Origin of the sequence: Chryseobacterium sp. 3008163 (assembly GCF_003669035.1) — a bacterium.
In the GTDB taxonomy this organism is placed as follows: domain Bacteria; phylum Bacteroidota; class Bacteroidia; order Flavobacteriales; family Weeksellaceae; genus Chryseobacterium.
This window is the reverse complement of the sequence record NZ_CP033070.1, coordinates 1,975,840-1,989,675: the sequence shown is the minus strand read 5'-3', so window position 1 is coordinate 1,989,675 and position 13,836 is coordinate 1,975,840. Positions and strand designations below refer to the sequence as shown.

General features: G+C 34.9%; 11 protein-coding genes, 1 tRNA gene and 2 pseudogenes. 9 read left to right on the top strand and 5 right to left on the bottom strand.

Annotated elements, in window-relative coordinates:
• The first annotated feature begins 144 nt into the window (after positions 1-144).
• Genes EAG08_RS09015 through EAG08_RS22925 form a run of 4 tightly spaced genes read left to right on the top strand, consistent with a single transcriptional unit; the run spans position 145 to position 3,009 of the window.
• Positions 145-912, top strand: coding sequence for a hypothetical protein (locus EAG08_RS09015; RefSeq protein WP_410493332.1), 768 nt, complete (start codon positions 145-147; stop codon positions 910-912).
• Positions 909-1,268: a hypothetical protein gene (locus EAG08_RS23135; protein WP_410493331.1), complete on the top strand. Its 360-nt coding sequence runs from the start codon at positions 909-911 to the stop codon at positions 1,266-1,268. The genes EAG08_RS09015 and EAG08_RS23135 overlap by 4 nt, the downstream gene beginning before the upstream one ends.
• Positions 1,268-1,993: a HAMP domain-containing protein gene (locus EAG08_RS22930; RefSeq protein ID WP_317126322.1), complete on the top strand. Its 726-nt coding sequence runs from the start codon at positions 1,268-1,270 to the stop codon at positions 1,991-1,993. Before EAG08_RS23135 ends, EAG08_RS22930 begins: the two co-directional genes overlap by 1 nt.
• A complete protein-coding gene (locus tag EAG08_RS22925) occupies positions 1,978-3,009 on the top strand; it encodes an ATP-binding protein (RefSeq protein ID WP_317126321.1) in 1,032 nt (343 codons plus the stop codon). Before EAG08_RS22930 ends, EAG08_RS22925 begins: the two co-directional genes overlap by 16 nt.
• Positions 3,010-3,078: 69 nt before the next feature.
• On the opposite strand, the gene EAG08_RS09005 is transcribed toward EAG08_RS22925, so the two are convergent.
• Positions 3,079-3,150: transfer RNA gene (locus EAG08_RS09005), tRNA-Glu, on the bottom strand.
• A 55-nt stretch (positions 3,151-3,205) separates the two neighbouring features.
• The gene (locus EAG08_RS09000; RefSeq protein ID WP_129535134.1) at positions 3,206-4,465 is read right to left on the bottom strand and encodes an N-acetylmuramoyl-L-alanine amidase; all 1,260 of its coding nucleotides are present in this window, start codon (positions 4,463-4,465) and stop codon (positions 3,206-3,208) included.
• An 86-nt stretch (positions 4,466-4,551) separates the two neighbouring features.
• Between EAG08_RS09000 and EAG08_RS08995 the strand changes: the two are divergent.
• The 3 genes and pseudogenes from EAG08_RS08995 (at position 4,552) to EAG08_RS08985 (ending at position 8,095) form a co-directional block, all read left to right on the top strand.
• Positions 4,552-7,139 (top strand): annotated as a pseudogene (locus tag EAG08_RS08995) (putative LPS assembly protein LptD).
• Positions 7,140-7,262: 123 nt separating this feature from the next.
• The gene (locus tag EAG08_RS08990; RefSeq protein ID WP_129535133.1) at positions 7,263-7,643 is read left to right on the top strand and encodes a RidA family protein; all 381 of its coding nucleotides are present in this window, start codon (positions 7,263-7,265) and stop codon (positions 7,641-7,643) included.
• A complete protein-coding gene (locus EAG08_RS08985) occupies positions 7,643-8,095 on the top strand; it encodes a hypothetical protein (RefSeq protein ID WP_129535132.1) in 453 nt (150 codons plus the stop codon). The genes EAG08_RS08990 and EAG08_RS08985 overlap by 1 nt, the downstream gene beginning before the upstream one ends.
• Positions 8,096-8,162: 67 nt before the next feature.
• Here EAG08_RS08985 and EAG08_RS08980 read toward each other — a convergent pair whose 3' ends face one another.
• Complete coding sequence (locus EAG08_RS08980; RefSeq protein WP_129535131.1) at positions 8,163-9,698, bottom strand: trypsin-like peptidase domain-containing protein; 1,536 nt, start codon at positions 9,696-9,698, stop codon at positions 8,163-8,165.
• A gap of 286 nt (positions 9,699-9,984) precedes the next feature.
• On the opposite strand from EAG08_RS08980, the pseudogene EAG08_RS08975 reads away from it, so the two are divergent.
• Together EAG08_RS08975 and EAG08_RS08970 are read left to right on the top strand one after the other, a co-directional pair.
• Positions 9,985-11,339 (top strand): annotated as a pseudogene (locus EAG08_RS08975) (rhodanese-related sulfurtransferase).
• 123 nt (positions 11,340-11,462) lie between these two features.
• Positions 11,463-11,951: a 5-formyltetrahydrofolate cyclo-ligase gene (locus EAG08_RS08970; RefSeq protein ID WP_228446838.1), complete on the top strand. Its 489-nt coding sequence runs from the start codon at positions 11,463-11,465 to the stop codon at positions 11,949-11,951.
• 34 nt (positions 11,952-11,985) lie between these two features.
• On the opposite strand, the gene EAG08_RS08965 is transcribed toward EAG08_RS08970, so the two are convergent.
• Both EAG08_RS08965 and EAG08_RS08960 read right to left on the bottom strand, forming a co-directional pair.
• The gene (locus EAG08_RS08965) at positions 11,986-12,570 is read right to left on the bottom strand and encodes a hypothetical protein (protein ID WP_129535130.1); all 585 of its coding nucleotides are present in this window, start codon (positions 12,568-12,570) and stop codon (positions 11,986-11,988) included.
• A complete protein-coding gene (locus EAG08_RS08960) occupies positions 12,554-13,720 on the bottom strand; it encodes a hypothetical protein (protein ID WP_129535129.1) in 1,167 nt (388 codons plus the stop codon). Before EAG08_RS08960 ends, EAG08_RS08965 begins: the two co-directional genes overlap by 17 nt.
• Between the last annotated feature and the right edge of the window lie 116 nt (positions 13,721-13,836).

Genomic DNA, 13,836 nt, shown 5'->3' with positions numbered 1-13,836 from the left:
TAAGAATCAATAAATTGATTTAAGCGTGTAACTTAATGATTCACCTTGGTGAATCTAAAAAATGAAAATTATTTTTGTCCTTAAAAACTCAATACCCTTAATGGTTTAAAACATTTTTCTTACCTGAAATAATCAATTCTACAAATGAACGAATCAAGAAAATCCGCAGAAGAGTTTCTGCATCTCATCAACAGTTCAAAACGGGGTAAACTGAAAATTTACATCGGGATGAGTGCGGGCGTAGGGAAAACCTACAGAATGCTTCAGGAAGCTCACGTACTCCTTCAAAACGGAATAGATGTAAAGATAGGATATGTGGAAACACACAATCGTAAGGAAACACACGATTTGCTGGAAGGTCTTCCTATTATTCCCCGAAGAAAATTATTTTACAAAGGCAAAGAGCTGGAAGAACTAGATGTTCCGGCGATCATCGTCCTGCGTCCGGAAATTGTGATTATTGACGAATTGGCTCACACCAATATCGAAGGAAGCAAAAATAAAAAAAGATGGCAGGATGTTTTTGAGATTTTAGATGCCGGAATTAATGTCATCAGTGCTGTGAACATTCAGCATTTGGAAAGTCTCAACGATGAGGTAAAAGCTGTAACCGGAATTGAGGTTGCCGAAAGAATTCCTGATACCGTTCTAGCTTCGGCGGATGAGGTCGTCAATATTGACCTTACCGCTGATGAATTGATTTTAAGATTAAAAGAAGGGAAAATTTACGATCAAAGTAAAATACTCTCTGCACTCAATAATTTTTTTAAAAACGAAAATATCCTTCAACTTCGTGAGTTGGCGCTGAAAGAAGTGGCATCGCAGGTTACAAGGAAAGTTGAAACAGAAGTTGTCACAGGAAAAACTTTAAAAAAGAAAGATTTCTTGCTTGCATCAGTTCAAACGAAGTGACAGCAAAAAATGTTATTCGGAAAACCGCAAGACTGGCAAGCTACTACAACAGTCAGTGGTTTTTATTGTATGTTCAGGTTCCTAGAGAATCGGCGGACAGAATTGCGCTGAATAAACAGAGACATTTGATTAATAATTTCAGATTGGCTACTGAGTTGGGTGCAGAAATCATAAAAATTCAAAGTAAAAATATTGCAATGACCATCATGGAACAATGCGAAGAGAGGAATATTACGACGATGTGTATCGGAAAACCACATTTGGATATCTGGAGAATTATTCTGGCTACAGACACTTTTAATTCCTTACTCAAAAGACTGTCTAAACAGAACGTAGATTTAGTAATTTTGTCGTAATGAAAATAAAAACTAAGCTTAATGCAGGCGTTGGTCTGCTGTTTTTTATGATAATTGTGCTGTCAACGTTGGGTGGATGGTTTATTTATCAGCTGAAAAAAGATACACAGAATATTCTTGTAGCCAACTACAATACGTTGCAGTACTCCAGAAATATGCTATTGTCACTCGAAGAAATTTCTACCGAGCCTTTTGCGCTGTCAGAGTTTCAAAAAAACCTTGATCTTCAGCGTCAGAATATTACAGAAAGTGGAGAGAAAGAGACAACTCAAAATATTCATGATCATTTTTCGGAGCTGAAAGTTGATAAGGGAAATTTAAGCTTACATTCAGCCATCCGAAAAGATATTGCCGAGCTGATGCAGCTAAATATGAATGCGATCCAGATCAAAAGCGGAATTGCCAATACGACGGCAGAAAACGCAATTGCGGTGATTTCTATTGTCGGAACTCTGTGTTTTTTGATTGCATTTATCTTAATGGTGAATTTGCCGGCTAATATTTCAAATCCGATTCGTGAATTGACTTCGAGTATTCATCAGATTGCCAATCAAAATTACAGACAGCGGGTGCAGTTTGAAAGCAGCAGTGAGTTTGGCGAACTGGCGAGATCTTTCAATACAATGGCAGAAAAACTTCAGGAATATTCCGAAAGTAGAATCGATAAAATTTTAAAAGGAAAAAAAGAATTGAAACGCTTATTGACAATATGCATGATGCGGTGATTGGAATTGATGAAGACCGGAAAGTTCTTTTCGTCAATGATGAAGCACTGAAAATTTCAGGTTTGAAAAAAGAAAACTTCGTAGGAAAACTCATTCAGGATGTTGCCGTTTCTAACGATTTGGTTCGTGATCTTATCCGGGAAATTGTTAATCCGGATGCTGCAAAAAATTCTACAGCAGCATTGAAAATTTTTGTAGAAGGGAAAGAAAATTATTTTGAAAAAGAAATATTAGCTATCAATGTAATTCCTACAGGCGAAAAAGAAAGCCGTTTCATTGGTCAGGTCATTATGCTGAGGAATATCACGCCGTTTAAAGAATTGGATTTAGCCAAAACCCATTTTATGGGAACAGTTTCTCATGAATTCAAAACACCTATTTCATCCATTCAAATGGGCTTGCAATTGTTGGAAAATGAAAGAATTGGTCATCTCAATGAGGAGCAAGGGAGATTGGTTTCCGGAATTAAAGATGATACGCAGCGTTTACTCAGAATTACCGGAGAACTTCTCAATATGACTCAGCTGGAATCTGGCGTGGTGCAATTAAATATAAAACCTTCATCAGTTCAGAACATGATTGAAGATGTCATTGCTGCAAACAAATCGGCTGCAGAGAATAAAGAGATTGCCATCAAAACGAATGTCGCCTCGGATATTTCCGTCGTGAATGCAGACAGCGAGAAAACATCGTGGGTTTTGAACAATATTTTATCAAATGCAATTCGGTATTCGCACGAGAAGTCGGTGATTGAAATCAATGTAGTTAAATTAGATAACGATCAGGTGAAATTTTCGGTTACAGACAATGGTCGTGGGATAGAAGAGCAATATTTAAATAAAGTCTTCACCCGTTATTTCAGAATTCCCGGAACCAAAACCGAAGGCACCGGTCTCGGCCTTAGCATCAGCAAAGAATTTATTGAAGCCCAAGGCGGAACAATTGCTGTGGAAAGTGAAATTGGTGTAGGAAGTACTTTTTATTTTATTCTTAAATCTGATAGCTTTAAAGATTAGAAGATGCAATATTAAAATTTAAACGTAAAAAAAGCCTTTCGATCGGAAGGCTTTTTTTGTTTTGAAGTGTAGTCTATAGGAGAATCGAACTCCTGTTGCAAGGATGAAAACCTTGAGTCCTTACCACTAGACGAATAGACCAAATTTTGAGGATGCAAAAGTATTAATTAACATTTACACTTCAAAATTATTCTCCTTATTTATACACTTTCTGGATAATCGTATTTTTAATCCCTTTGGCTTCTAATTCTTTTTGAAGTTTTACGGCATCTTCTAAAGAAGATACTTTTCCGTAGGTGTAGTAGAATAAACCATTGTTTTTCTCTCTTTCCACATCTTTTAAAGTTTGTAGAATAAACGAGTTGGCGCTCAATTTATCTTTTCCGGTAAAGACTTCGATGGTGTAATATCCGGTATTTAATTTTTGGTTGGGCATAAATCCTACCGCATACGCATTTCTAAAGCCGGCATCTTTAGCGGTTTTGATATTGCTGTCTCTTACAGATGCCATATTTGTCACGCTGTAGTAGTATTTGTAAATTCCGTTTTCTTTTAAAGCAAGAATGTAATTTAAGCCTTTCAATGCAGGATCATCTTCGTTGTATTTTATGGCAGAAGTCATCAATAATATTCTGAAATCATTCTTCAACGGAACTTCTTCTTTTTTCTCAGGTTCGGGTTTTCTCGTTGGTGCTTGCACGCCGCCTTTTCTGTCGACTGCTTTTTTGTAATCAATGATTGCTTTGTAAATGTTTTCAGCCGTTTGTTGTTGTCCGCTTTCTGAGTTTAAAAATGCTGCGTCTTCATAATTATTTACAAATCCTGTTTCAATAAGAATAGAAGGCATCGAACTTCTTCTTAAAATGTGAAGGTTTTCTTGTTTTACCCCTCTTGAAAAACGTCCGCTTTTTTCAAAATTTCCTTCTACAAAACTTCCTACAATTAAGCTGTTTTCAAGATATTTACTTTGTTGAAGTTTTAAGGCGATTAAAGATTCAGGAGAACCCGCATCATACGAGGCAAAAGTCTCTTTATCTTTCTCATCAAGATAGATTACATTGTTTTCTTGCTTCGCAACTTCCAGGTTTTCCCTGTTTTGGGCAGGCCCTTGTACAAAAGTTTCGGTTCCTCTTGCTGTTGCCGATCTGCTGGGTGAAGAATTTACGTGTACAGAAATAAATAAATCTGCCTTACTTCTGTTGGCTGTATTGGTTCGATCCGTTAATGATGGATATTCATCAAATTTTCTGGTGTATATTACTTTGAAATCTTTGTTTTTCTCAAGCATAGAGCCTAATTTCAGCACAATTGCCAAAGTGACGTTTTTCTCCAAAACGGTGCCTATATCAGAGTAATTTCTGTTGGCTCCGTGATCACTTCCTCCATGCCCTGCGTCTAAAACAACAGTGAATTTTTTTGAGAAAAGACAAATTGAGTAGAAAGTATGAAGAGAAATGCTAAAATTATTTTAAATTTTCGTGTGTACATCTTACAGTTTTAAAAATTATACTAATTTTGAGCCTAAATTATATAAAAACAAAATTGGACAAAACCGTCTTCAAAAATATATTACAAATTTTAATTATCCTAATTTTTAACAGTTTTTTAGCACAGCAGTCGCCTAAAAAATTAACGGAAACAAAGGTAGTTAATGATACCATCCCCAAAAAGGATACCATTATTGTAAAAAAAGAAGCCCTAGAGGATGTATTCGAGACTAAGGCAGACACAGAACGTAGAGATTTTCCGAAAAAGATGATTTATCTGATCAAAAATGCTCAGATAAAGTATCAGGATATGCAGGTTGATGCAGATTATATATCGATCGATGAAGCAAAAAGTACCGTTTTTGCTAGAGGTAAGCAAGATTCTTTAGGTAAAATTGTAGAGTTGGTACAAGTTACACAAGCTGGTAAAAAGTACGAAACAACAGAATTTAGCTACAATACAAAAACGAAGCAGGCAATTGCTTATAATGCAAGAACTGAGGAAAGTGAAGGGGTTATCGTTGCTCAGAAGACAAAAAAGTACAATGATTCTGTATATGTAATGCGACGTGCAGATTTTACGACAGATGATTATTTTATCAAAAAGAAAGATACTGTTGCCGATTATAAATTACGTGCATCTCATATAAAAATGGTTAAAGGTAAAAACGGTTCTTCTTTAATTACAGGTCCGGTGCAGATGTATATAGAGGAAGTTCCGACTCCGCTTGTGATGCCTTTTGCTATATTGCCTTTTTCGCAAAAAGATCCGCAGGTATTTTGATTCCTAGCTTTGGAGAAAGGGAAGATGTCGGGTTTTTCTTAAATGGAATAGGATATTATCAACCCATCGGAGAACATTTTGACCTGAAAGTTTTAGCAGATATTTATACAAAAGGAAGCTGGAATCTTCGTCCTGAAATGAATTACCTCAAAAAATACCGATATTCGGGTAACTTCTCGGCAGATATTGGGACGACTATTCGAGGGATTAAAGGTTTAGATGATTACAGCAAAACCGGAACTTACAGAATCGCGTGGAGACACAGCCAGGATGCAAAATCGAATCCGTTTCTGACGTTTTCTGCATCGGTGGATGTTACCAGCCAGACGTTTTATAACAATACGGTCAATAATGCTTATATTTTGAATGAGAGTGTATTGAGAACCTCTCAGAATTCTACGCTTTCGCTTACCAAAAGATTTCTAAAGCTTCCCGCTACAATTACCGGAACGGCTTCTTATTCTCAGAATTTCTCTACAGGATTAGCAGATTTAAGATTGCCTCAAATGAATGTTGCAATCAATCAGTTTTATTTATTTGGTTCAAAAACGGGTGTTCGAAGTGGTTTATTAGAAAATATTACAGTTAATACAGGTTTAAATTTAACCAATTTTGTGAGTACTGGTGAAGGCGAACTTTTCACAAAAGCGATGTGGGATAAGATGCAGACAGGCCTTAAAAATAATATCACGATAGGAACCAATACCACAATTGCAAAATATTTCACCTTCAGTTTGGGAGCTAATATTGATAATGCTTTAACGACGAAAACACTGACAAGATTCTATGATCCGCTTCAAAACAAAGTGGTTGATCAGGTGAATAAAAAAGTAGCAGGATATTCTACTTTTTCTACCACAGCAAGTATTCAGACACAGTTGTATGGGCAGGCAAATTTCAAAAAAGGAGCAGCAATTGAAGCGATAAGACATATGATGTCACCAAGTATTGGTTTTACTTATTCTCCGGATTTTGGTGAGCCAGGATTTGGGTATTTCAGAAACTTTTCTGATGCCAATGGTGCGATAACGCCTTATTCAATTTTTGATGGCGGAATTGTAGGTGCACCAACTTCAGGAATGGTAGGAGCTTTAGGATTTAATATCGGGAATAATATCGAGATGAAAGTGAAATCTAAAAGCGATTCTACAGGTATTAAGAAAGTCAAACTATTTGAATCATTAAATATTACAGGGAATTATAATTTTGCTGCAAAAACTCATCCTTGGTCTATCATCTCTATCAACGGTCAGACATCTTTATTTGATAATAAATTGAGTGTTAATACGAGTTTAACTTTAGATCCTTATAGAACAGTTTTTGCTCCCGGCGAGGAAATAGGAGTGAGGACGGAAGAATTTGGTGCTTTCAGTGTACAAGGATTCAATGTTCAGTTATCTTATCCTTTAAGCAGCGAATTGTTTGGAGAGAAAACAGATTACGCCAAAAAATACAAACAGAAAGGGGAAATCAGAAACGAAAACTATTATTTCGATGATGATAATTATGCCCATTTTGATCAGGCGTGGACGCTGAATGTCAATGCCAACTACGCATATTCTAAAACAACCGCAAGAACTCCAAACAGAATCGCTTCTGTAGGTTTAGACGGAAGTATTAAACTAACTCCATTCTGGAATATTACAGGAAGTACTCACTACGATATGGTGACCAGAGAGTTGGCGTACACCAGAATTGGTTTCTCAAGAGATCAGCGAAGTTTCACCATCAATTTTAACTGGGTGCCTTTCGGACAATATAAAGTATATGACTTTTTTATCGGAATTAAAGCCAATATCCTAAGCGATGCATTGAAGTACAAAGACCGAAGCTTTACATCGCCAAATCCACCTTTCTAATCGATATTTTTATTTAATTTTAAATTTTATATTTGCATCCGAAATAAATTTTGTCAAAATCGGCATGATTTTCACTTGTAGTGAAGATAGTGCGATATACATAATAAAATAATATATCTACTTATGAAAAAAATAGTATCTACTGTAAATGCTCCTGCAGCTATCGGGCCTTATTCTCAAGCTAATTTTGCAAACGGAGTTTTATACATCTCAGGACAAATTCCGGTTGATCCGGCTACTGGCAAATTGGTAGAAGGAATAGAAAAAGAAACGCATCAGGTAATGAAAAACCTTGAGGCTATTCTTACTGAAGCCGGGATGACTTTCAAAAATGTTGTTAAGGCAAGTATTTTTCTTAAAAGCATGGATGATTTTGCAGTGATGAATGATATTTATGCTTCTTACTTAGATGCAGAAAGCTATCCGGCAAGAGAGACTGTACAGGTTTCTTGTCTGCCAAAAAATGTTGATATTGAAATTTCTATGATTGCACATCAGGATTAATGAGTTTTATCAGAAATACATTTGCTGTTTTAGTAGGTCTTGTTATTGCAGGGCTTATCATCACGCTGGGCATAAGAGCTTTCCCGAAATGGGTGACTTTTGAAGCTTTTGCGCCTTTCGAGCACTGGCAAAGATTTTTGGAAAGCATGAAAAATAATGATGCATTTTTTGGTTTTCTTCTTTTTATTTCAGGATTGGGAAGTACAGTTGGTGGAGTTGCTACAGCTATTATTGTTAAATATGCTAAGGTGGCTTATGCGATTTTAATTGGTTTCATCATGTTGTTTATAGCAATGCTTGATGTAATTGTTTTTCCTTATCACCCAACTTTTTATAAAATCTCAATTTTCCTCATCTTTTTTCCGTTTGCCTGGATGGGAGGGAAGATTGTAGAAATCATTTATGAAAGAAAAAAGAAAAAACGAATCGCTGATAAAATGAATAATCGATAGATTTTTAAAACATAAAAAACGCTGCAGTAATTAAACCGCAGCGTTTTTCTTTTGCTCTGAATTTCTACTAAGGCATTTTAAATCCTTTTGTATAAATTCTTCCAAAGTTATCTACAAATTTCACTTGTACATTACCTTGATATTTATCTAAAATCTTCTCTACATCTTTCTGAGAATTGACAGGTTTACCGTTAATTTCAATGATGATATAATCGTCAACGATACCTATTTTAGCCATTTCGCTGCCTTCAGATACATTCTTGCTGACAACACCACTATTTAATCCGTATTCAGTTTTAAACCTTTCATTTAGCGGTTCAAACTCGGCTCCTATTTTTTCAGTAACACTCAAGTCAGCTTTTGATCTTGCAGTAGTTCCCCCATTTTGATCTTTTAAAGTAACTGTTGCTGTGTTTTCTTTTCCATTTCTAAGGTAAGTTACCAAAACTTTATCGCCAGGTCTTTTGCTGCCAATTGAGATAGATAAGTCTGCGAAATCTGTAATTGGCATATCGTCAACTTTTACGATAACGTCACCTACTTTTAGTCCGGCATCTTGCGCTCCACTTTTTTCAGGGAAAGCTCTCAAGAAAACTCCTGAACCGACTTTAAGGTTTGCTTTTTCAGTTTTATTATAATTGGTAACTTGATTTTGGTCTGAAAGATCCAATGACATTACCCCTAAGAAACCTCTCTGTACGATTCCGAATTTTTTGATGTCCTCAACTACTTTTCTTGCCAAGTTAGCGGGAACTGCAAATCCGTAACCTTGATAATATCCTGTGGTAGATGAAATCGCTGAGTTAATTCCAATCAAGTCTCCATTCACGTTGACTAAAGCTCCTCCCGAGTTTCCTGGGTTAATAGCGGCATCTGTTTGAATAAAACTTTCAATAGGGTTTGTAGCTTTTCCTTGTCCACCCAAAATTCCGATTCCTCTTCCTTTTGCAGAGATAATTCCGGCAGTCACTGTAGAATTTAAACCTAATGGGTTACCTACTGCTAAAACCCACTGTCCGACATCAATATTATCCGAATTAGCAAAATTCAAGAACGGAAGACCTTTCTCTTCAATTTTCAATAAAGAAATATCCGTATTGGGATCTGTTCCTACTAAAGTTGCGATGTAAGATTTTTTATTGCTTAAAACAACTTCAAGCTTATTAGCTCCGGCCACAACGTGATTGTTGGAAATAATATACCCGTCAGCAGAAATGATAACTCCTGAACCCATACCTGAAGGCATGTTGTCAGGCGTTTGCTGTTGCTGTTGTTGTTTTTGTCTTTGCTGACCTCTTCCTCCAAACGGATCACCGAAGAAATAATCAAATAAATCTTGTTCAGACGCTCTGCTTGTGCTTCTTGATTGGTAATTTTTGATAGTTACCACTGCCGGAACTGTCGTTTTGGCAGCCTTTACAAAATCATCACCTACAGCTCCGGTATTCATACCGACAAAAGAGGCATTCTTTGATGAGGTAAAGTAAGATTGGTCAGTATTATTAGAATCGTGACCTAAGTATTGTTGTACGCCAACGGTAGTAGCTCCTGAGATAACCCCTACAACGGCAAACGGTAAAAGTTTTTTTAAAGTACTCTTCATTGTATATCTTCTTTGTTTAAAATTATTTGTATTACTGAATGTAAATTTAATGCTTAATTAGTATGCAATATGTATGCTGTGTTACTGTTTTAACTAAAATTTAACGACTATTGTGTCATTTTATACATTAAATCATAATTGTTAAAATATTTATTAACAAAGCTTAAGATTTTATTAAAGAAAAAGTGACATTTTTACATGATATAGAATCTGTTTTTGCATTTTAGTCATACCGTCGGAATTTCATATATTTGCAAAAATTTTTCTCACTTAAAACGTTTATAGCATGCAACTGTATAACACCTTAAGCGCAGAAGAAAGAGCTCAACTTATTGATGAAGCCGGTAAGCAACGCCTTACTTTGTCTTTCTATGCGTACGCCAAAATTGAAGATCCCAAAAAATTTCGCGATGACTTATTTATAGCCTGGAATGCACTTGATGCGCTTGGCCGTATTTACGTTGCTCATGAAGGAATTAATGCCCAAATGAGTATTCCTGCTGATCATCTGGAAGAACTCCGTGATACGCTGGAAGCTTATGATTTTATGAAAGGAATTCGATTAAATGTGGCGGTGGAGCAGGATGATCATTCTTTTTTAAAACTGACAATAAAAGTTAGAAACAAAATCGTTGCCGACGGTCTGAATGATGAAACTTTTGATGTAACCAATAAAGGTATTCACTTAAAAGCGCAGGAATTTAATAATTTATTAGAAGATCCAAATACAATTGTCGTTGATTTTAGAAATCATTACGAAAGTGAGGTTGGTCATTTCGAAGGCGCAATCACTCCTGATGTTGAAACATTCAGAGAAAGTTTACCCATTATCAACGAGCAGCTACAGGATTTTAAGGAAGACAAAAACTTGTTGATGTACTGCACAGGTGGAATTCGTTGTGAAAAAGCCAGCGCTTACTTTAAACATCAGGGTTTTAAAAATGTTTTTCAGTTAGAAGGCGGAATTATCGAATATGCACGTCAGGTAAAGGAAGATGGTGTTGAAAGTAAATTTTTAGGTAAAAACTTTGTATTCGACCATCGTTTAGGCGAAAGAATTACAGACGATATTATTTCACAGTGTCACCAATGCGGTAAACCTTGTGACAACCATACTAATTGTGCTAATGATGCTTGTCATTTATTGTTCATTCAATGTGATGAATGTAAAGCGGCGATGGAAAACTGCTGCTCAACTGAATGCCTAGAAATAACGCATTTGCCTGCAGCTGAACAATTAAGATTAAGAAAAGGCTTACAAGTCGGAAATAAAGTCTTCAGAAAAGGAAAATCTGATTCTTTAACCTTTAAAAACTCAGGAGATTTACCAGATAAACCTTTGGCAAAAGCGGAAACAAAGAATATCCGTCAAAAATTGCCATCAAAAAATCTTTGATTGGCAAGGCTGAACATTATTATACAAAATCAAAAATTGCACAGTTTTTAATTGAACAAAACGAACTTTCAGTTGGTGATAAAGTTTTGATTTCAGGACCTACAACAGGCGAACAGGAGGTTACAATCACTGAAATTTTTGTGAATGGAAGTTCTTGTGAAACTGCAAAAATAGGAGATCAGATTACCTTTGAGTTACCTTTCAGAGTTCGTTTGTCTGATAAAATATATAAAATTTTAGAATAATAATCTTAGATTGATGATATACGAGTTGCATTCTTCAGAGTGCAACTTTTTTAATGTAGAAATCGCATCAGTAAATTCCATAAGAGCTTTATCTAAGGAATACTATTTTTTATAAATTTGATAATGAAAAAATCTGAAATCAGAAAATTATATCTTGATAAAAGAAAAGCATTGTCGCAAGATAAAGTTATTTCATTGTCTGAGAAAGTTTTCGAAAATTTCATCAATTATTTTAAACCGATTTCGGGACAGAAAATTCATGTTTTTATTCCAATTGAAAAGTTTAACGAAATCAAAACTGAAAGTTTTATTCAATATTTTTTAAGGCGAAATATTCAGGTTTTTGTGCCAAAAATTGTTGATACAAAATTGATTTCTGTTCAGATTTTCAATGAAACAAAATTTAAAACAAATAATTGGGGAATTTCTGAGCCTGTCTCAAATCAAGATTCAGGAATTTATGATTTTGATTTTATCATTACTCCGCTTTTATATTGTGACAGTAAAGGCAATAGAGTAGGCTATGGTAAAGGTTTTTATGATGAATTTTTGAAAGCGTTTCCAAAGATTCAAAAAAAATCGGAGTCAATTATTTTGACCCCGATGATATGATTGATGATGTCTGGGAAAATGATATTCCCTTAGACTACTTGGTAACTCCTAAAGAAGTACTATCTTTTTTCAAAGGGTTCTGATAGAAATTAACAAAGTAAAACTGAAATTCTTTCTTGAATTTTACAGGCTTTGAAATCAAGGTGTATTGAGCATTTTTCTCAAATGTACCGATAGATTTATTTTTGCTGTCAAAATACTCCACATTAAATTTAGCTAAATCTAATGTGTCTTGATTCTGAATTTCTTTATAAACCTTTAAATTATTTACTTTCACAGATTTTACTTTAAGGCTTTCAAGTTCTTTAAATAATGGCTTAAATGTAAGGCTGTCCGGTTTGTGGAAATATCCCTGCATTTGAGAATAAATGGTCGTGTCAATCTCCGTATTTCTGCTTCCCGACAAATATAAAGTAGTGAGCTCTAATAATTGCTCTACTTTTAGGGTTGTAATTCCGTTGATGACCTGTACGCTATCCATCTGCACGGCAGGATAGGTCTTCTGATTGCTGCTGTTTCTTAATTTTTCTAGGTCGCTGATAGTCTGTTCCTCTTTTTTACACGATGTCAAAGCGAGCATCATTAATGCAAAAATCCAAAGTTTATTGATTATTTTCATTGGTTGAGATTTTAAATTTAATGGAAATTATTTTGCCCTTTTTGTCCTTTTTCATTTCAATAACCGAAAGGTTTTTCAGGGAGGTTGTAGGTGTTGTAACTAAAGTAATGTATTTCTGCTTATCTAAAGTTTCAATTCCATAAATTTCATTATCATAAACTTGAGAAATAACAGCGTCGTTGCTGATACGGTTTTCTAATTGACGTCTTTTAGTGGTGATTTGCTCCGATGGGTTTCCCGAGACATCTTTCGTTGAGTAATAAAATACCGCCATCTTATAGTCATCTGGTTTTAGAGCAATCGTTTCTTCATCTGAAGCATTTTCCAGATTTCTGTTGATTTCCAGATTTTCATATACTGTAGAACTTATTTGCATCCTTAAGTTCTTATCTTTCGTAGGATAATGAAAGCATTCACCAGGTTTTAATCTGAAATAAACGGGTGATTCGTTTTGTTTAATCACTTTTATTTCGATATTACTTTGTACTTTTTGATTTCTGTCAGCATCCGTAAAACAATAAGTGTAAGTTTTCTCAAATAATTCATCTTTAAAACCTAAAAGTCCCAATAAGATTACAAAAATTGATGTTGCGGCAATCCAAGCTATTCTTTGATGGTTCTTTTTTATTGGTTTTGCTTCTGTTTTATCAGGAGAATTTTCAATTGCTGTTTTTTGTTCAATGATTTGATTTTCAGTATCATTTTTTTGTAAAATAACGTTTTCGGGTGCTTTAAATTCAATTATTTTAGGTTGATAATCAGTTTTCGGAAGATTTAATGCGCTTGAAACTGTTTTTTCTAATTCCCTGCGCTCATCATCTTCCAAATCTTTCTCATCCTGTAGCAATTCACCTGCAAAAAGATGTTGTTTTTTAAAATCAAACCATGAGGTGTAACCTGCATAAACACTGAGTAAAGTAAGCATGTCGATACGAGGTAATTTGGTAACCGGAGTATTTTTAAAATAAGTATAAAAAGACTTCTCGCTAATGTTACCTTTAGCCTTTTTTCGGAGATCTTCCTGAAAATATATGATGTCTATCCCTTTCCATTTTGATATATCATCATAGGAAGGAGTGTATTCTTTCAAATATTGAGCCTGTACGTCCTTTTTCAGCTGCTCAAAGTGTAGTAAATCTAAATCAGTCAATTTTTTAATAAAGTATTAATGTATTGATTTTCAGTATTATTTATTTGTAAAACTGTTTTACAAAGGTATTACAATTATTTTTCATAAACAAATTTCATATCTGCTCTACCTTTGTC

Coding starts and splice junctions, on each gene's coding strand:
- EAG08_RS09015 (WP_410493332.1), top strand. CDS start 145: ATGAACGAATCAAGAAAATCCGCAGAAGAGTTTCTGCATCTCATCAAC.
- EAG08_RS22930 (WP_317126322.1), top strand. CDS start 1,268: ATGAAAATAAAAACTAAGCTTAATGCAGGCGTTGGTCTGCTGTTTTTT.
- EAG08_RS22925 (WP_317126321.1), top strand. CDS start 1,978: ATGCATGATGCGGTGATTGGAATTGATGAAGACCGGAAAGTTCTTTTC.
- EAG08_RS08990 (WP_129535133.1), top strand. CDS start 7,263: ATGAAAAAAATAGTATCTACTGTAAATGCTCCTGCAGCTATCGGGCCT.
- EAG08_RS08985 (WP_129535132.1), top strand. CDS start 7,643: ATGAGTTTTATCAGAAATACATTTGCTGTTTTAGTAGGTCTTGTTATT.
- EAG08_RS08980 (WP_129535131.1), bottom strand. CDS start 9,698: ATGAAGAGTACTTTAAAAAAACTTTTACCGTTTGCCGTTGTAGGGGTT.
- EAG08_RS08970 (WP_228446838.1), top strand. CDS start 11,463: ATGAAAAAATCTGAAATCAGAAAATTATATCTTGATAAAAGAAAAGCA.
- EAG08_RS08965 (WP_129535130.1), bottom strand. CDS start 12,570: ATGAAAATAATCAATAAACTTTGGATTTTTGCATTAATGATGCTCGCT.